Raw genomic sequence first — 18217 nt, forward strand, 5'->3', positions numbered from 1 at the left:
GCCCCAGGCCGGAGTTGAGGCCGCGCCAGCCCCGGGGGCGCGGCCGCCCGCGACTGGAGCCGGGCCGGGGGCCCGGGGGCTTGCCCTCGGATTCGGGAAGGGGCGGGGTAGGGGAACAACACCCCCCGACCGACAGCACGCCGCCGTCCCACCCGCAGCCCGGGCCGGGCGTGTGCGGCGAGGGCCGGGGGCCGGGCCCGGCCCCTGTTCCGCGGCCTGCGAGGGAAAGGCCACCGCTAGCGCCACTGCGTGGCCGACCCGCCCACCCTCGGGGCCACGGCCTCGATCTTCTCGCGAATCTCCCGCATCACCGCCACGATCCGCTCCTCCCGGCCCGCCGCCCCCAGCCGGGCCGTCGGCACCGAGCAGCTGATGGCGTCGACCGCCGGGTCGTCGTACCGCAGGGCGAAGCCGAAGCCCACGATGCCGGTGACGCCCTCCTCGCGGTCGACCGCATAGCCCCGTTCCCGGGTGCGGGCCAGGTCGGCGGTCAGGGACGCCCGGTCCCGGTGGGTCTTCGGGGTCAGCGGCTCCAAGGGGCCGTCCGGCAAGGGGAGTTCGTCGTCGGGGCGTTCCGCGAGCAGCGCCTTGCCGAGGGCTCCGGCGTACGAGGGGAGGCGGCGACCGACCCGGCTGAAGGGCCGCAGGTATTCGTGCGACTCGCGGGTGGCGAGGTAGACGACGTCGCCGCCGTCCAGCCGGGCGAAGTGGATGGTCTCGCCGAGGGCGTCGGACGCCTCGTCCAGGTAGGGCCGTGCGGCCCGCACCCGCGGGTCGCTGTCGAGGTAGCTCGTCCCCGTGAGCAGGGCCCGGATGCCGATGCCGTACAGCGAGCCGGTGACGTCGGTGCGCACCCACCCGCGGTCGATGAGCGTCTGGAGCAGCGCGTACATGCTGCTGCGCGGCACGTCCATCTCCTCGGCCAGCTCCCGGAGCCGGGCGGGCTGGTCGCCGCGGGCCGCGAGCAGTTCGAGGAGCTGCACGGTGCGGCCCGCCGATTTCACTTCGCGTACGCCACCGGTTTCCGCCATGGGTCGCATCGTAATGCTCGGCCGCCGTGCACAATGCCGGCAGGAGGATGCGATGACAGACCCGGACCCACGCGGCCTCGGTCGGGTGTTCAACGAGGTGCCGGAGCTGTACGACCGGGTCCGGCCGGGATACCCCGGTCAGCTGTTCACGGATCTCGCCGCCGTCACCGGCATGGACGAAGGGTCGTCGGTGCTCGAGGTGGGCTGCGGTACCGGGCAGGCGACGCGCTCGCTGGCGGCGCTCGGGTGCCCGGTGACCGCCATCGAGCCGGGAGCGGACATGGCGGCACTCGCCCGCCGACGACTGGCCGCCTTCCGCAATGTCGAGGTCGAGAGGTCGACATTCGAGGAGTGGGACGACCGCGGCGGCCGCTTCGACGTCCTGGTGGCCGCGTCGTCCTGGCACTGGGTGGACCCGTCGATCGGCTGGCGGCGCGCGCATGACGTGCTCCGCCCCGGCGGCTGGATGGCGCTGCTCGGCCACGTCGTGGTCCGCCGGCCGGGAGTGCCGGAGGTGTACGCCGAGACGGCCGATCTCCACGAGCGGTTCTGCCCCGGGAACCCGGACTGGGGTCATCCGCCGCTCGAGGACGAGGTGCGCACCACTGACAAGGGCTGGGGGCTGGTCGGCGATCCCGGCGGATGGTTCGGCCCGACGACCGTGCGCTGGTACCCGACCGTGCAGTGGTGCGACGGCGACGGCTTCGCCGATCTCCTCCGCTCGACGTCGCCGTACCGGAGGCTCGACCGCGACGTCCGCGAACCCCTGCTCGACGCCGTCGCCGAGCGCATCCGCACCCGGATGGGCGGCCGGGCACCACGCCGTTATCTGAGCGTCCTCCGCGCCGGACGGCGCGCCGGGTGAGACCGCGGCGGTGTTCTAGGATTTCGAGGGAAAGTCCGGAGCAAGCGAGGAGTTCGTCGTGGGGCAGCCGCGGTACGTGGTGATCGCCGACGACCTCATGAAGAAGCTCGCCGCCGGGCGGTGGCCCGTGGGCGAGCTGCTGCCCACCGAGCCCGAACTGGCGGCCGAGTACGGCGTCTCCCGGGAGACGCTGCGGCGGTCGCTGCGCCGTCTGGAGGTGGCCGGGCTCATCTCNGCGGTCGCTGCGCCGTCTGGAGGTGGCCGGGCTCATCTCCCGCCATCCGGGGACCGGCACCCGGGTGGAGCGCTCGACACCGGTGGCCGCGTTCACCACGCACCTGGGGAGCGTGGAGGACCTGACCCAGTACGGCGAGGCCGCCGTGCGGAGCGTCCTGTCGGTGGAGCCCGTGACGGTGGACGCCGAGCTCTCGGCCGTCACCGGACTCGCCGAGGGGGCCCGGCAGGTGTGCATCACCTCCACCCGGCGGGATCCCGGAACCCCTGACGAGGTCGTGTCCTGGGCGCGGGTGTATCTGGAGCCGGGGGACGCCAAGGCCGTCGCCGGGGATCTGGAGGAGAGCGGCCGACTGATCGCCGACTCGATCGAGGCCCGCACGGGGCGTGCCGTGGAGCGGGTGGTGCAGCAGGTCCGGGCGGTGGGCGTTCCGGCGGAGGCGGCGGCGCACCTCGGGGTGGAGCCGGGGAGCCCGGGGCTGGAGTTCGTACGCCGCTACTACGACGCCTCGGGCGCCCTCTTCGAAGTCACGGTGAGCACCCACGCCGGTGACCGGTTCGTCTACGAGACGGTTCTCCAGCGGCGGTAGCGCGACGCGCGACCGCCCGCTCATGTGTGACACACCCCTTGACACACGCCTCGCCATGGCCATCCTTGTCTAGACATGATTTGTGTCTAGACAAGAAGGTGCCGCATGACAGCCCGCACGGCGCAGACACGCTGGTACCGGGGCCTGATGGCGCAGGTCGTCATCGCGATGGCCCTGGGTATCGCGGTCGGCTTCGCCTTCCCCGGCTTCGCGGCCGACCTGAAGATCGTCGGTGATCTGTTCCTGGCGCTGATCAAAGCCGGGGTCGCGCCGCTGGTCTTCTTCACCGTCGTCATGGGCATCGCCTCGGCCGGAGATCTGAAGAAGGCCGGCCGCCTCGGGTTCGTGGCGCTCGTCTACTTCGAGGTCGTCTCCACCGTCGCCCTGCTCCTCGGCCTGGTGGCCGCGAACCTGTTCGGCGTGGGAAAGGGCGCGGGCCACCTCTCCCCCGGCGCCGACGCGGCGCAGGCGCCCTCGGCGGGCGAGGGCGAGCACGGGGTCACCGCCTTCATCCGGGACATCGTCCCCGACAACTTCGTCGGCGCCTTCTCCTCCGGCCAGCTCCTCCAGGTCGTCGTCGTGGCCGTCCTGTTCGGCATCGGTCTGCTGGCGCTCGAGCCGCATATGCAGGAGCGCGTCAACTCCGGCCTCGAAGTCGTCTCGGAGGCGTTCTTCGCCTTCGTCAACGTCGTCATGAAGCTCGCCCCGGTCGGGGCCTTCGGCGCCATCGCGTACTCGGTGGGCACCAGCGGCGGCACGATGCTCCTGGCCCTGACCGAACTCGTCCTCCAGTACTGGCTGGTCGTCGCCGTGTTCGTGTTCGGCGTCCTGGGGCTGGTCTGTCTGCTCGCCGGATTCAACATCTGGCGCATCCTGCGGTACGTACGCGTCGAGATGACGCTCGTACTGGGCACCGCGTCCTCCGAGGCCGCGCTGCCCGGGCTGCTGAAGAAGCTGACCAGGATCGGGTGTTCGAAGCAGAGCGTCGGCCTGGTCGTGCCCACCGGCTACGCCTTCAACCTCGACGGCACCTCCCTCTACCTCTCCCTCTGCACCCTCTTCGTCGCCAACGCCTACGGCATCCCGATGGGCCTGCCCGAGCAGCTCGGCCTGCTGCTCATCATGCTGCTGACGTCCAAGGGCGCCGCCACCGTGTCCGGCGGCACCGCTGACCAGCGGCACCAGGCCCCCGGATCCGACTGACGGCTCGGGTCCGGGGACCTTTCGCGTCGCCGCGGGCGAGTCCCGCCTATTGACGCCCCCGCCTGCACATTCCTAATCTCTATCTTCATACGTAGACGCCATCTACATAGGGAGACGAGTCATGACGGCCCTCACGGCCGATGCGGCGACGACGGCGGCCCGGCTGCGCGACGGGATGGCGAGCGGCGTGCTCTCGTTCCCGCTGACCAGCTTCACCGGCGACAAGGGGGACGAGGGCGGTAAGGGGGGCGCGGGCAACGGCGCGGCCGCGCTCGACGTGCCCGCGTTCCGCGATTACCTCGCGATGCAGATCGAGACCGGCCCGGGCGCGATCTTCCCGGCGTGCGGCACGGGGGAGTTCTTCTCCCTGGACGAGGACGAGTACCGCGAGGTCATCACCGCGGCCGTCCGCGAGGCCGACGGCCGGCTGCCGGTCGTCGCCGGGATCGGCTACGGCTGGGCCCAGGCGGCACGGTTCGCCCGGATCGCGGAGGAGGCGGGCGCGGACGCAGCGCTCGTCCTGCCGCACTATCTGGTGAAGGGCCCGCAGTCGGGGCTGGTCGAGCAGATCCGGCAGATCGCCGCCCGCACCCGGCTGCCGCTGATCGCGTACCAGCGCGACCAGGTCGCCTTCACCATGGACGGGCTGCGCGAGCTGGCCACGATCCCGGGTGTCATCGGACTCAAGGACGGGCACAGCGATCTGGACCGGCTCCAGCGCCTGAAGCTGGCCGCGCCGGAGGACTTCCTGTTCTTCAACGGCGCAGCGACCGCCGAGGTCCAGGCCCGCCCGTACGCCAGCATCGGCATCACCGCGTACTCGTCGGCCGTGCACGCCTTCGCCCCCGAGATCGCGAACGCCTTCTTCACCGCCCAGCGCGACGGCGACGACGCTACGGTGGAGCGGCTGCTGCGTGACTTCTACGTACCCCTGGTCGAGCTGCGCGACCGCGTCCCCGGCTATGCCGTCTCGCTGGTCAAGGCCGCGGCGCGGCTGCGCGGGCGGCCGGTCGGCCCGGTGCGCGCACCGCTCGCCGACCCCGGCCCGGACGATCTGGCCGACCTCGAAGCCCTTCTGACCACCGGACTCGACCTCGTGGGAGCCGCACGATGACGCAGACTCAGGCGCAGACGACCGGCACGACCCCCCAGACGCCCGAGGCCCAGGGCCTGACCATCGCCGAGGTGCGGCTGACGCCCATCCTCGTCGCCGACCCGCCGCTGCTGAACACCCAGGGCGTCCACCAGCCGTACACCCCCCGGCTGATCATCGAGGTGGTCACCGAGGGCGGGACGACCGGCATCGGCGAGACGTACGGCGACACCAAGTACCTCGACCTGGCCCGCCCGCTGGCCGAGAAGCTCCCCGGCCACAGCGTGACCGACCTGAACGGGCTCTTCACCCTGGCCGACGAGGTCGCGGTGGACGCCTCCCGGGTCGAGAACTCGGTCGACGTCGGCGGCCTGCGCGGCGTCCAGACGGCGGACAAGCTGCGGCTGTCGATCGTCTCCGGCTTCGAGGTGGCCTGTCTGGACGCCTGGGGCAAGGCGGCGGGCCTGCCGGTGCACGCGCTGCTCGGCGGCAAGGTCCGCGACCGCGTCGAGTACAGCGCGTACCTCTTCTACCGCTGGGCCGAGCACCCGGACGGCGTCGCCTGTGAGCCCGACGACTGGGACGCGGCCGTCGACCCGGCCGGAGTGGTCGCCCAGGCCGAGCGCTTCGCCCGCGACTACGGCTTCACCTCCTTCAAGCTCAAGGGCGGCGTCTTCGAGCCCGACCAGGAGATCGCCGCGATCCGCGCCCTGGCCGAGCGCTTCCCCGGTCAGCCGATGCGGCTGGACCCCAACGGCGCCTGGTCCGTGCCCACGTCGCTGCACGTGGCGGAGGAGCTGCGGGACGTCCTGGAGTACCTGGAGGACCCGACCAGCGGTACGCCCGGGATGGCCGAGGTGGCCGGGTCCGCCGGGGTCCCGCTGGCCACCAACATGTGCGTGACCACCTTCGGGGAGATCCGGGAGGCGTTCACCAAGGGCGCCGTGCAGGTCGTCCTCTCCGACCACCACTACTGGGGCGGGCTGCGCAACACCCGTGAGCTGGCCGCCATCTGCCGCACCTTCGGCGTCGGCCTGTCCATGCACTCCAACACCCACCTGGGCATCAGCCTGGCCGCCATGACGCATGTCGCGGCCACCGTGCCCAACCTGGACTACGCCTGCGACAGCCACTACCCGTGGCAGACCGAGGACGTGATCACCGAGCGCCTCACCTTCCGGGACGGCCGTCTCGACGTCCCCGACGCCCCCGGGCTCGGCGTCGAGCTCGACCGTGAGCGGCTCGCCGTACTGCACCAGCGCTGGCTGGACGACGACGGCACGATGCGGGACCGCGACGATGCCGCGGCGATGCGGGTCGCCGACCCGGATTGGGTGACCCCGGCCATTCCGCGCTGGTAGTACGCCCGCTCGGCCTTCAGTCCGGTCCGGGCCGCCGAGGGGGCGGCCCGGGCCGGATGTGCGCCCGAGGTGTGCGCTCCACCTTGACGTTGAACCGATTCATCGCTTCCATCGTGACCGCACCCCGCGCCTGGGAGCGCTCCCAGGCATCCCACCCCCCTCCGCGAGAGGACCCCGTCCCATGCGCAGACTCTTAGCGTTTGTCATGGCCACGACCTTGCTCCTGCTGGGGCTGAGCCTGAGCACCGCCACCGCCCACGCGGCGCCCGCCGCCCCCACCGCCCCCGCCAAGGCCCTGGGGGACGGCTCGGTGACCGACCCGAACATCGTCTACACCGGCCGCTGGGACCTCAGCTCCGCCACCGCCGCCGTCCCCAACTGGACCGGCGGCTACCTCCAGACCGCGTTCACCGGGACGACGGTGAAGGTCAAGGCCCGGAACGCGGTGAACTTCTACGTCAGCATCGACGGCGGCGCCGATGTCTTCCACGCGGGCGTCAAGGGCACCGTCAACCTCACCCCGACGCCCCTCCCCCAGGGCACCCACACCCTCCGCGTCTCCTACCGCTCCGGTGACACCGTCTTCCAGGGCCTGGTCCTCGACGCGGGCGCGGGCACCACCGCCCCGCGCGTGCCCGGCAAGCTCGTCGAGTTCGTCGGCGACTCCATCACCGCCGGCGCCCTCACCGACCGGCTCGCGCTCGACTCGTACGGCTGGAAGACCGGCGAACAACTCGGCATGCGCCACACCCAGATCGCCCGCGCGGGCTACTGCCTGGTCGGCAAGGACGGCTGCGTGGGCCTGGCCACGCAGTTCTTCAAGACGGGCTCCACCGGCGACCAACGCTGGGACTTCTCGCGCTACCAGGCGAACGCCGTCGTCATCAACCTCGGTACGAACGACATCGGGCACGGCGTCACCGGCGCCGAATTCCAGACGGCGTACACCGCCCTCCTCCGCGACATCCGCGGTACGTACCCGAACGCGGCGCTGTTCGCCGTCCAGACCCTCAAGAAGCGCTACCTGACGGAGACCAAGGCGGCGGTGAGCGCGCGCAACGGCGCGGGCGACGCGAAGGTGACTTACGTCGACACCAGCGGCTGGCTCACCGACGGCACCGACTACGAGGACGGCAACGGCCACCCCAACGAGGCGGGCCACACCAAGTTCGCCAACCGCCTGGCCCCGGTCGTCAACGCCAAGCTGTCCGCTGCCACCGCGAAGGCCGCCGCCCCCGGCCAGCCGGGCGACCCCAACATCAAGTTCAGCGGTCGCTGGGACACCACGACCTCCGCCACCGCCTACACCCCCTACTGGGCGGGCGCGTACTTCCGCACCGGCTTCACCGGCCGCACCGTCAAGCTCAAGCAGCGGAACGCCATCGACCTGTGGGCCAGCATCGACGGCGGCCCCGCCGTCTTCTTCGACGAGGCCAAGGGCACGGTGAACCTCACCCCCACCCCGCTCGCCGCCGGAAACCACACCCTCCAGGTCAACTACCAGGTCATCGCGGGCAGCTACCACGGCGACGCGGTCTTCCAGGGGCTGACCCTCGACAGCGGCGCCACCACCTTCACCCCGTCCGCCCCGAAGAAGCTGATCGAGTTCGTCGGCGACTCCATCACCGTCGGCACCACCACCTCCCAGAACGCCCGCACCGCCTACGGCTGGCTCATCGGCGAACGCCTCGGTGCCGACCACACCCAGATCGCCCAGGGCGGCGCCGCGCTCGTCGACACGGCGGACGACCGGATGAGCCTGGAGCAGCAGTTCACCAAGCTCAACCCCAACGCCACCACGCCCACCTGGGACTTCTCCCGCTACCAGGCGAACGCCGTGGTCATCAACCTCGGCACCAACGACGTGGGGCGCGGCGTGAGTTCGGCGCAGTTCCAGGCGTCGTACACCAGCCTGCTCCGCAAGGTCCGCACCGCCTACCCGGGCGCCTGGATCTTCGCCCTGCGCACCTTCAGCGGCCGCTTCGGCACCGAGACCCAGGCCGCCGTCACCGCCTTCGGCGACGCCAGGGCCAGTTACGTGGACACCACCGGCTGGCTGGCCGCCGGTGACCTCTCCGACTCCGTCCACCCGAACGACCAGGGCCACCGCACGATCACCACCCGCCTGGCCCCTCTCATCTCCGCCAAGCTCGGCTGACGGACCAACCGATGAGTTTCCCGTGCCCCCGAGGTCTACCTCTTCGACGACCGAGCGATCTCCAGAAGGGTGAGGCGATGAGCTACGCGAACGTGGGCGGGCTGTCCCTGTACGTCGAGGAACACGGCTCGGGGCCGGGCGAACCGCTGGTGCTGCTCCACGGAGGGTTCGGGGCGGGCGAGACGTTCGCCCCGGTCCTGCCCGCCCTCTCGGAGCGGCGGCGCGTGTTCCTGGTCGACCTCCAGGGGCACGGGCGCACGGCGGACATCGACCGCCCGCTGCGCCCGGAGCTGATGGCGGACGACATCGCCGCCCTGATCCAGCACCTCGGCTTGGCGCGGGCGGACGTCCTGGGCTATTCGGTCGGGGCGGACGTCGCGCTACGCACGGCCATCCAGCACCCGGACCGGGTGCGCCGCCTGGTCACGGTTTCCACCCCGGCCCGCCGGGACGGCTGGTTCCCCGAAGTCGTGGCGCAGATGGACCAGATGACCGCTGCCGCCGCCGAGCCAATGAAGCAATCCCCCCTCTACGAGCTGTACGCCCGGCTGGCACCCCGGGTGCGGGACTGGCCGGTGCTCGTGGCCAAGCTCGCCGAGATGAAACAGCAGGACTACGACTGGACGTCCGACATCGCGAAGATCACCGCCCCCGTCCTGCTGGTCTACGCCGACGCCGACGCCGTACAGCCCGCCCACATGGTGGAGTTCTTCACCCTGCTCGGCGGCGCCCAGCAGGACCCCGGCTGGGACGCCTCCGCCCGCCCTGCATCCCGGCTCGCCATCCTCCCGGACGCCACGCACTACGACATCCTGATCTCGCCCCTGCTCCCCGGAGCGGTCCTCCCGTTCCTCGACGCGCCCGATGCCGCCACGGCCTGACCCCGCCCGTTCCTCGACGGCTGGAGCTGAGCGCCTGCGGCGGCGTGCCGCGGTTTGACGGCCCGTTGGGCCGTGACGCGTTCAGGCGCCGGGGGCCGTTTCGCGGAGGAAGCGTGTCAGCAGGTCGGCGACCGCGCCGGGTCGTTCCAGGCCTGGCAGGTGGCCGGCCCAGGGCAGTTCCAGGTGGCGGGCGCCGGGGATCCGGTCCGCCAGGTGGGCGGCGATTTCACGGAAGTCCGGCAGGTCGTGCGCGCCCGATACGGCCAGGGAGGGTGCCTCGATCCGCGCGAGGTCGACCTGCCTTTCGGCGGGGGCGAATTCCGCCGTCAGTTGCACCTCGAAGGCGTGCCGCTGCATCCGGCGGACGCGCTCCCTGACCCCGTCACCGGCCTCCGGCCCCAGCCACGTCGCCACGTTCAGCTCGACGGCTCCCGCGAGGTCCCCGGCCTCGAACAGGGCCTCCTCCCGTTCGGCGAAGGACCGCAGCGCGGGGCCGGGCGCGTGTCCGGGCAGCGCGGAGCAGAGCAGCACCAGGGCCGTGACGGCGTCCGGGCGGGCGGCCGCCACCTCCAGGGCAACCTGGCCGCCGTACGAGGCACCGGCCAGTGCGGCCCGCTCGATGCCCAGGTGGTCCAGGAGGTCCATGACGTCCCCGGCGTCACCGTACGGGTGGTCGGCCGCCGGGGAGTCGCCGAATCCCCGGAAGTCGCACCGAATCACCCGGTATCCGGCGGCGGCCAGCACCGGCCACTGCGGGTCCCACATGCGCCGGTCACACACTGAGGAGTGCAGCAGCACCAGGGCCGGACCATGCCCTGACACATCGTGAGAGAGAGTCATCCGGCGGAGGTTAGCGGACACCACGTCCGGAGGACACACCTCACCCGGCCGCCTGGTGTGCCAGGATGCGCAACGCGTCCGCGGATGCCGGGTCGTCCGGGGTGTAGATCTCCAGCCGGTGGTCGGGGCTGTCGGGCTGGAGCCAGACCTGGTAGGACACGTCCAGGGCGCCGACCGTGGAGTGGCGCAGCCGCATGGTGCCGGTGGTGCAGTCGGCGACGTCGCCGGTGGCCCACATCGCCGCGAAGTCGTCGCTGCGCATCGTGATCTCCCCGATCAGCTCGGCCAGGCGCGCGTCCGTGGGGTAGCGGCCCGCGGTGAGGCGCAGGTAGGCGACGTGGATACGGGCGAGTTCGGGCCAGTTGCGGTGCAGGTCGCGGGTGAGGGGGTCGAGGAAGAACATCCGGGGGATCGACGGGCGCCGGGCCGGGTCCCGGGGTGCGTCGAAGGCGATGTGCTCGGCTACGAGGGCGTTGCCTGTGCGGTTCCAGGCGAGGACGTCTCCGCGTCGGCCGAGGACGATCGCCGGGGTGGCCTCGCCGAGGGACTCCAGGAGGGCGAGGACGCGCGGATGGGGCTGCTCCGGCGGCGGTTCGCGGAGGCCGGTCTTCGCGGATTGCCGGGCGAGGTTGTGGAGGTGGACGGTCTCGACCCGGTCGAGCCGGAGCACCCGGGCGAGTGCGCCGAGAACCTGCTCGGAGGCGGTGTCGGCCTGGCCCTGCTCCAGGCGGGTGTAGTAGCCCGCGCTCATTCCGGCGAGCTGGGCGAGCTCCTCACGCCGCAGTCCGGGGACGCGCCGGGAGGTGCCGTACGTGCGCAGGCCGATCTCGGCCGGGGTGATGCGGTCACGGCGGCGCTTGAGGAACGTACCCAGGTTCTCCACGCGGCCGAGCCTAGGCCGTCGTCACGGCCGGTGGGTGTACCTGCTGGGGATACCCACGGCATGGGGATGGCTGCCGCGCCCGGGCCGAACGACGGTCGGCACCATGACTCAACAGCGTGCGCACCACTCCCCCGGCCTGCGGTCGTGGCTCGGGCTCGTGGTGATCCTCGGACCGGTGCTTCTCGTCTCCATGGACGGATCGATCCTGTTTCTGGCGATGCCACGGATCAGCCAGGCCCTCACCCCGACCGCCGATCAGGCGTTGTGGATCCTGGACGTGTACGGCTTCGCCGTCGGCTCCCTGCTGATCGCCTTCGGTAACCTCGGCGACCGCTACGGTCGGCTGAAGCTGCTGCTGATCGGGGCGACCGTGTTCGGCGCGGGGTCCGCCGGGGCGGCGTTCGCACCGGGTCCGGAGCTCCTCATCGTGTGCCGGGCGGTCATGGGCGTGGCGGGGGCGACGCTGCTGCCCTCGGCGCTGGCCGTGTTGAGCGAGCTGTTTCCCGACCCGCGGCTCCGGGCGCGGGCCATCGGCATCTTCGCGGCCGCGTTCGCCGCGGGGTTCGCGGTGGGTCCGATCGTCGGCGGCGCGCTGCTGGAGCGGTTCTGGTGGGGGTCGGTCTTCCTGGTCAACCTCCCGGTCATCGCCGTGTTCGTCGCGGTCGCGCCGGTCCTGCTGGGCGAGGTGCGCGAGACGCGCCGAGGCCGGGTCGACGGGCTCAGCCTGGTGACGTCTGCCGGTGGTCTGCTGCTCACGGTCTACGGGCTCAAGCGCGTGGCCGCGCAAGGGGTGTCGGTCCCGCCGGTCGTGGCGATGGCTTTCGGGGCCGCGTCGCTGATGTGGTTCGCCCGTCGGCAGCGGCACCTCGACCACCCGCTGATCGACTTCTCGCTCTTCCGCGACCGCGTGTTCACGATCGCGATCATCACCGGTCTGCTGCCGCTGGCGGCGTGGTCGGTGGCGGCGTATCTGACCGGTGTCTATCTCCAGTCGGTCCTGGGCCTGACCGTTCTGCACGCGGCGCTCCTGGCGCTGCCCGGTGCGGTCGTCCTCACCGTCGCGTGCGTCGTCACGCCGATGGCCGTCGGCCGCTTCGGCAAGCGGGCCGCGCTCGTCGTGTGCCACTTCTCCATCGCGGCCGGTGTGGTGCTGTTGCTGCCGACCACGGTCGCCGGCGGGGTCGGCTGGTACGTCGGGTCGACGGCGCTCGCGGGCGTCGGCTTCGGCATCTCGTTCAGCGTCGTCGCCGACACCGCGGTCGCGGCGGTCCCCGCGGAACGGGCGGGGGCGGCGGGCGCGATCGCCGAGACCAGCAACGAGATAGGTAACGCCCTCGGGATCGCGCTCCTCGGCTCGCTCGCCGCACTGGTCTTCCGGCTCCAGGGGCCGGACCTCGCCCCCGCGCTCGATGAAACCCTCCAGCTGCCCGGCCTCGCCCCCGCCGCGGCACACGACGCGAAGGCGGCCTTCGTCACCGGTCTGCACACCGTCGCCGCGGTGGCCGGGTTGCTGCATGCCGCGCTGGGGGCCGTAACCCTGCGATGGCTACCCACATCGCGGTCGGCGGGCCGTCGGCGAACTGAGAGGATGGCGCGCACTACAACTGAAGGAGCGTGAAGAGCGTGATCGTGCTCGCCTTGGCCTGCGTCCTGTTGCTCGTCGTCGGAGGGTGTGTCTGCGTCGTGTGGGCGGCGCGGGGCGGGCCGCGTTGGGTGCGTGCGGTGTCCGCCGTGACCTTGGCGCTGGGTGAGGTGGCGCGCGCGTCGGGGCGCGGGAGCCGCAGCGGAAGCGGGAGCACGGGGGACGACGGGGACAGCTGAACGCGACGCCTCGGCGAGACCTCCGCCACCGTGAGGACTGCGGCCACATCGCCCCTGGCCGCGGTCCGGGCGTGGCCGAGGAGTACAGCGCCGAGATCGACCGCGCCAACAGGCTCGGCCAGGAGCCCGGCGGGACGTCACCGACGTCACGCTGACGACGCGGCGCGCAGCAGGCGGAGTTGGCCGATCTCGGTGGCGTTCTTCATGAGTTCGGCGTTCACCCAGCCGACCATGTGGGCGACGGTGTACTGCGGGTCGCCCTGCCAGGGGAACGGGGCGGTGGCGTCCAGTTCGGCGTCGGCGAGCCCGTCCAGCACCGCCAGCCAGTCGTCGCGCAGCCCGCGCAGCCACGCAATGGCCGCCTTCCCGCCACCCGGCCAGACGACCTCGGTCCGCTCCCGGGGCACCCGCCCCCGGGCGTGGTCGATGGTCACGCTCCACCACCAGCCGATGTGCCAGCTCACCCAGCCGATCGTGGGAACCGGAACGGGGTCGGGTTCGGTCTCGGCCCAGTCCGGTGCCCAGGTGCCGTCGGAGGTCCGACGCATCGTCCAGCAGAGGGGCGCAGGTTCCCAGAGGAAGTCCTCGGGCTCAAGGCGCTCCAGGTGGTACTCGAAGAGCGACCAGGTCAGGTCGAACTGCCAGTGCAGCAGCTCACATCGGGAAGCAGGGGAAACACTCATCCGCCGACCCTGGCACGCCATCACCCACCCCGGGAAACGGTTATCACCACCGCGCTCCGACCGCCCTGTGCGGAACATCCACCTTTACCGCAAGTAACTCCAGGTGGCACGGGCGGCAACGAGGACCCGGGAGGCCGGTTTGAAAGCGGGGCAAACCGGTACCCGGGAGCCATGCGATGGGGGTACACGATGATGACCGAGCAAGCCGGACCACGCCAGCTCGTGGAGGACGTGGTCCGGGCCGAGCAGGTCGGTTTCGACTTCTCGGTGACGTCCGACCACTACTTTCCGTGGCTCGATTCCCAGGGGCACTCCCCCTACGCCTGGAGTGTGCTGGGGGCGGCCGCGCAGGCCACGTCGCGGATCCCGCTGACGACGTTCGTCACCTGCCCGAGTGTCCGCTACCACCCGGCGGTGGTCGCGCAGAAGGCCGCCACGATGCAGCTGCTGTCCGAGGGCCGGTTCCGGCTGGGCCTGGGCTCCGGCGAGAACCTGAACGAACACGTCGTGGGCACGCGCTGGCCGTCGGCCGACATCCGGCAGGAGATGCTGGAGGAGGCCGTGGAGATCATCCGCGAGCTGTTCCGGGGCGGCTACGTCAACCACCGGGGCACCCACTTCGACGTCGAGTCCGCCAAGCTGTGGGACCTGCCCGACGAGGCGCCGCCCATCGGGCTGGCCGCCTCCGGAGAGGCGTCCTGCAAGCTGGCCGGGCGGCTGGCGGACATGCTGATCGCCACCGAGCCGAAGCCCGGCCTGGTGGACGCCTTCGAGCGGCACGGCGGCGGCGGGAAGCCGCGCATCGGACAGCTGCCGATCGCGTACGACACCGACCGGGACGCGGCGATCACCCGGGCCCATGACCAGTTCCGCTGGTTCGGCGGCGGCTGGAAGGTCAACTCCGAGCTGCCGGGTCCGGCCTCCTTCGAGGGCGCCACGCAGTACGTACGGCCCGAGGACGTGGCCGCGTCCATCCCGTGCGGCGATGACGCCACCGAGTTCACGGAGAAGATCCGCCCCTTCGTCGACGCGGGCTTCACGGACGTGGCCCTGGTCCAGATCGGCGGGGACCACCAGACCCCCTTCTTCGACTGGGCCGAGAAGCGGCTGCTGCCCGCGCTCAGGGAGCTGTAGCGCCAGGGCGACGCGACCAACACCGGCTGGGCTGCGGGATTCCGCGGCCCGGCCGCTTTTTTGTGTGCGTGTCCGGGATATGGAATCCGGGCCGGGACTTCTTGACCGGCCGGACTTTCCCCTGCTTGTATCGATGCCATGAATCGACAGGACCTCACGCGGCGACGCCACGTCGACCTTGCGCGTGTCTCCAGCGCGTCCTGTTGCTGTCGGGCCTGAGCGAACGCCGACGGATCTCCGCAACGCCCTTCCGCGTCGCCGCCCCTCTCCCTCCTCAGCATCCCTGACCAGACACGGTCCAGGGCCGTTTCGCACCGGCCGCCGCCCTACCGCGTCGCCATCCGCCCTTCGCGCATGACGGCCTGACCGCCACGTGTCGGCCCTTTTCCGCGCGCGCCTGAATTCCCCGCCAGGCGCTGATTCGCCATGCCCGTATGCACATTCCGGGAGTTCCCCATGCCCGCAGATCCCGCCACCGAATTCCGCAACGACCCGCTGCGTTTCGCCTATTGGGTGCCCAATGTCAGCGGCGGTCTGGTCACCAGCACCATCGATCAGCGCACCGACTGGGGCTACGACTACAACCGCGAGCTGGCCGTGCTCGCGGAGAACAACGGCTTCGACTACGCCCTCAGCCAGGTGCGGTACATGGCCGGCTACGGGGCCGAGTACCAGCACGAGTCGACCAGCTTCAGCCTCGCGCTGCTGCTCGCCACCCAGCGGCTGAAGGTCATCGCCGCCGTCCACCCCGGGCTGTGGCATCCGGGCGTCCTTGCCAAGCTGGGCGCCACCGCCGATCAGCTGTCCGGCGGGCGGTTCGCGGTGAACGTCGTCAGCGGCTGGTTCAAGGGCGAGTTCACCGCGCTCGGCGAACCGTGGCTGGAGCACGACGAGCGCTACCGCCGCGCCGAGGAGTTCATCCACGCGCTGCGCACCATCTGGACCGAGGACCACGCCGAAGTGGCCGGGGACTTCTACCGGATCCGTGACTTCTCGCTCAAGCCCAAGCCCCTGAACAGCACGGAGCGCCCGCATCCGGAGATCTTCCAGGGCGGCAACTCCACCGCGGCCCGCGCCATGGCCGGGCGGGTCTCCGACTGGTACTTCAGCAACGGCAAGGACTTCGACGGCGTCACCGAGCAGCTCCGGGACGTGCGCGCCTCCGCCGCCACCGCGGGCCGCCCGGCGCCCCGCTTCGGTCTCAACGCGTTCCTCATCGCCCGCGACACCGAGGCGGAGGCCCGCGACACCCTGCGCGAGATCGTCGCCAAGGCCAACACCGACGCGGTGCACGGCTTCCGCGACGCGGTGCAGCAGGCGGGGCAGTCCACCGCCGACGGCAAGGGCATGTGGCAGGACTCCAGCTTCGAGGACCTGGTGCAGTACAACGACGGTTTCCGCACCGGGCTGATCGGCACCCCCGAGCAGATCGCCGAGCGCATCGTCGCCTACAAGCGGCTCGGCGTCGATCTGTTCCTCCTCGGCTTCCTCCACTACCTGGAGGAGGTCGAGTACTTCGGCAAGCGGGTGTTCCCGCTGGTGCGCGAGCTGGAGGCACAGCTGCCGGACACCGAGCCCGCGCCCGCCCTCACCTGATCCCCGTACCCGCCCCACCGCCCGCCACTTCCCCGAAAGGGACCACCATGGCCACCATCCTGTCCATCTCCGGCTCCCCCTCCGCCACCTCCCGCACCGGCCGGCTGCTGCGCCACCTCGACGGGCGCCTCACCGACCAGGGCCACGAGGTGGTCCCGCTCGACGTCCGCACCATCCCCGCCACCGCGCTGCTCGGCGCCGACTTCGCGCATCCGGACATCGTCCGGGCCACGACGCTGGTCGAGCAGGCGGACGGGATCATCGTCGGCACCCCCGTCTACAAGGCCGCCTACTCCGGGCTGCTGAAGTCCCTGCTGGACCTGCTGCCGCAGTACGCGCTGGCGGGCAAGACCGTGCTCCCGCTGGCCACCGGCGGCACCACGGCGCACGTGCTGGCCATCGACTACGCGCTGCGGCCGGTGCTGTCCTCGATGGGCGCCGCGCACATCGTGCAGGGCTGGTTCACTCTCGACAAGGACATCACCGCCACCCCCGACGGCGGGGTGCTCGTGACCCCCGGCGCGGCCGAGGCGCTGGAGCAGGTCGTCGACCAGTTCTCCGTGGCGCTGGGCCATCAGCCCCTGCTCGCGGCGGCGAGCTGACGGCCGCCATGTCTTCCCTTCCCGAAGCCTCTCCCGAAACCGCCCACCGCATCGCCGACGACGCGGAGGCGCTGGAGGTGGCCGCGAAGCTCGCCGAGGAGTTCCGTACGGGCGCGGCCGGGCGCGACGCGGACCGCACCCTGCCGCGCGCCGAGCTGGACCGGCTGTCGGCGTCCGGACTGCTGGCGATCACCGTGCCGGACGAACACGGTGGCGCGGACGTCTCGGCGGTCACCCTCGCCGAGGTGTTCCGGCTGCTGGCGGCCGCCGACGCCAGCCTCGCCCAGATTCCGCAGAGCCACTTCGTGTACATCAACGTGCTGCGCCGTCAGGGCACTCCGGAGCAGCAGGCGTTCTTCTTCGCGGAGGTGCGGGCGGGCAAGCGGTTCGGCAACGCCCAGTCGGAGGCGGGGACGAAGCACATCCAGGACATCCGCACCCGACTGGAGCCACGGCCCGACGGCTCGTACGAGCTGACGGGCGTCAAGCACTACTCCACCGGCGCCCTGTTCGCGGACTGGATCCCGGTGCTGGCGCGCGGCGCCAACGAAGAGCTGTACGTGGCGTACGTGCCGCGGGAGGCGCCCGGGGTGAGCGTCGTGGACGACTGGGACGGCATGGGTCAGCGTACGACCGCCAGCGGCACCGTACGGCTGGAGGGCGTGGCCGTGCCCACCGACCGCGTGGTGCCGCATCACCTCACCTTCCGCGGCCCCCAACTGCACGGCGCGGTGGCCCAGTTGCTGCACGCCGCCATTGACGCGGGGATCGCCTCGGGCGCCCTCGCGGAGGCGGTGGCGTTCGTCCGCACCAAGAGCCGTCCGTGGTTCGAGAGCGGCTTCGAAACGGCCGCCGAGGACCCGCTGCTCATCCAGCGCTTCGGCGAACTGGCCGTCCAGGTGCGGGCGGCCGAGGCGCTGCTGCACGCCGCCGCGCGCGCGGTGGACACCGCCCGCGCCGATCTCACCGACGATACCGCGGCCGAGGCGTCCATCGCCGTGGCCACCGCGAAGGTGTCGGCGGCCGCCGCGGCGGTGGAGGCGGGCAGCGCGCTCTTCGAGGTGTCCGGCACCCGCTCGGCGCTGGACTCCCTCAACCTCCACCGCCACTGGCGGGATGCCCGTACGCACACCCTGCACGACCCGCCCCGCTGGAAGGTCCAGCACATCGGCCGCTACGTGCTGAACGGCACCCGGCCGCCCCGGCACGGCCTTCTGTAACCCCCTTCAAGCTGTCACATCC

General features: G+C 71.7%; 17 protein-coding genes and 1 pseudogene. 14 read left to right on the forward strand and 4 right to left on the reverse strand.

Annotated features, from left to right (window positions below):
- Positions 1-236: 236 nt before the first annotated feature.
- Positions 237-1031 carry an IclR family transcriptional regulator gene (locus tag EEJ42_RS17380; protein WP_123100831.1) on the reverse strand — a complete coding sequence of 265 codons (795 nt, stop codon included), beginning with the start codon at positions 1029-1031 and terminating at the stop codon, positions 237-239.
- Positions 1032-1083: 52 nt separating this feature from the next.
- Between EEJ42_RS17380 and EEJ42_RS17385 the strand changes: the two genes are divergently transcribed.
- The 8 genes and pseudogenes from EEJ42_RS17385 (at position 1084) to EEJ42_RS17415 (ending at position 9416) form a co-directional block, all read left to right on the forward strand.
- Positions 1084-1896 carry a class I SAM-dependent methyltransferase gene (locus tag EEJ42_RS17385; RefSeq protein WP_123100832.1) on the forward strand — a complete coding sequence of 271 codons (813 nt, stop codon included), beginning with the start codon at positions 1084-1086 and terminating at the stop codon, positions 1894-1896.
- A gap of 97 nt (positions 1897-1993) precedes the next feature.
- A pseudogene (locus EEJ42_RS52860) lies at positions 1994-2074 on the forward strand (GntR family transcriptional regulator); the annotation flags it as partial.
- Between the two features lie 79 nt (positions 2075-2153).
- Positions 2154-2720, forward strand: a complete 567-nt coding sequence (locus tag EEJ42_RS17390; protein ID WP_246096828.1) for a GntR family transcriptional regulator — start codon at positions 2154-2156, stop codon at positions 2718-2720.
- Positions 2721-2825: 105 nt separating this feature from the next.
- On the forward strand, positions 2826-3923 hold the full coding sequence (locus EEJ42_RS17395) for a cation:dicarboxylate symporter family transporter (protein ID WP_246096829.1): 1098 nt from the start codon (positions 2826-2828) through the stop codon (positions 3921-3923).
- Positions 3924-4044: 121 nt separating this feature from the next.
- Positions 4045-5037, forward strand: coding sequence for a 5-dehydro-4-deoxyglucarate dehydratase (locus EEJ42_RS17400; RefSeq protein ID WP_123100833.1), 993 nt, complete (start codon positions 4045-4047; stop codon positions 5035-5037).
- Positions 5034-6377 (forward strand): glucarate dehydratase family protein, encoded by a 1344-nt coding sequence (locus EEJ42_RS17405; RefSeq protein ID WP_123100834.1) that lies wholly within the window; start codon positions 5034-5036, stop codon positions 6375-6377. Before EEJ42_RS17400 ends, EEJ42_RS17405 begins: the two co-directional genes overlap by 4 nt.
- A gap of 205 nt (positions 6378-6582) precedes the next feature.
- Positions 6583-8535, forward strand: a complete 1953-nt coding sequence (locus tag EEJ42_RS17410) for a GDSL-type esterase/lipase family protein (RefSeq protein WP_184503138.1) — start codon at positions 6583-6585, stop codon at positions 8533-8535.
- A gap of 77 nt (positions 8536-8612) precedes the next feature.
- Complete coding sequence (locus tag EEJ42_RS17415; RefSeq protein WP_123100836.1) at positions 8613-9416, forward strand: alpha/beta fold hydrolase; 804 nt, start codon at positions 8613-8615, stop codon at positions 9414-9416.
- Between the two features lie 81 nt (positions 9417-9497).
- Here the strand turns inward: EEJ42_RS17415 and EEJ42_RS17420 are convergent, their stop codons facing one another.
- Entirely contained in the window at positions 9498-10256 is a 759-nt protein-coding gene (locus EEJ42_RS17420) for an alpha/beta fold hydrolase (protein WP_123100837.1), read from the reverse strand.
- A 40-nt stretch (positions 10257-10296) separates the two neighbouring features.
- Positions 10297-11139, reverse strand: a complete 843-nt coding sequence (locus tag EEJ42_RS17425) for a helix-turn-helix transcriptional regulator (RefSeq protein ID WP_123100838.1) — start codon at positions 11137-11139, stop codon at positions 10297-10299.
- Between the two features lie 103 nt (positions 11140-11242).
- Here EEJ42_RS17425 and EEJ42_RS17430 point away from each other — a divergent pair, with 103 nt between their 5' ends.
- Both EEJ42_RS17430 and EEJ42_RS52865 read left to right on the forward strand, forming a co-directional pair.
- Complete coding sequence (locus tag EEJ42_RS17430) at positions 11243-12757, forward strand: MFS transporter (protein ID WP_123100839.1); 1515 nt, start codon at positions 11243-11245, stop codon at positions 12755-12757.
- A gap of 5 nt (positions 12758-12762) precedes the next feature.
- Positions 12763-12960: a hypothetical protein gene (locus EEJ42_RS52865; RefSeq protein WP_123100867.1), complete on the forward strand. Its 198-nt coding sequence runs from the start codon at positions 12763-12765 to the stop codon at positions 12958-12960.
- Positions 12961-13106: 146 nt separating this feature from the next.
- Here EEJ42_RS52865 and EEJ42_RS17440 read toward each other — a convergent pair whose 3' ends face one another.
- Positions 13107-13643, reverse strand: a complete 537-nt coding sequence (locus EEJ42_RS17440) for a DinB family protein (protein ID WP_123100840.1) — start codon at positions 13641-13643, stop codon at positions 13107-13109.
- Positions 13644-13814: 171 nt separating this feature from the next.
- On the opposite strand from EEJ42_RS17440, the gene EEJ42_RS17445 reads away from it, so the two are divergent.
- From EEJ42_RS17445 to EEJ42_RS17460, 4 genes are all read left to right on the forward strand, one after another.
- Positions 13815-14777 (forward strand): LLM class F420-dependent oxidoreductase, encoded by a 963-nt coding sequence (locus EEJ42_RS17445; protein WP_123100841.1) that lies wholly within the window; start codon positions 13815-13817, stop codon positions 14775-14777.
- Positions 14778-15233: 456 nt separating this feature from the next.
- The gene (gene sfnG / locus EEJ42_RS17450) at positions 15234-16373 is read left to right on the forward strand and encodes a dimethylsulfone monooxygenase SfnG (RefSeq protein WP_123100842.1); all 1140 of its coding nucleotides are present in this window, start codon (positions 15234-15236) and stop codon (positions 16371-16373) included.
- A gap of 47 nt (positions 16374-16420) precedes the next feature.
- Positions 16421-16975 (forward strand): NADPH-dependent FMN reductase, encoded by a 555-nt coding sequence (ssuE, locus tag EEJ42_RS17455; RefSeq protein ID WP_123100843.1) that lies wholly within the window; start codon positions 16421-16423, stop codon positions 16973-16975.
- An 8-nt stretch (positions 16976-16983) separates the two neighbouring features.
- A complete protein-coding gene (locus EEJ42_RS17460; RefSeq protein ID WP_123100844.1) occupies positions 16984-18195 on the forward strand; it encodes an SfnB family sulfur acquisition oxidoreductase in 1212 nt (403 codons plus the stop codon).
- The last annotated feature ends 22 nt before the right edge of the window (positions 18196-18217 follow it).

The sequence above is a fragment of the Streptomyces botrytidirepellens genome, assembly GCF_003721215.1.
Lineage (GTDB): Bacteria > Actinomycetota > Actinomycetes > Streptomycetales > Streptomycetaceae > Streptomyces > Streptomyces himastatinicus.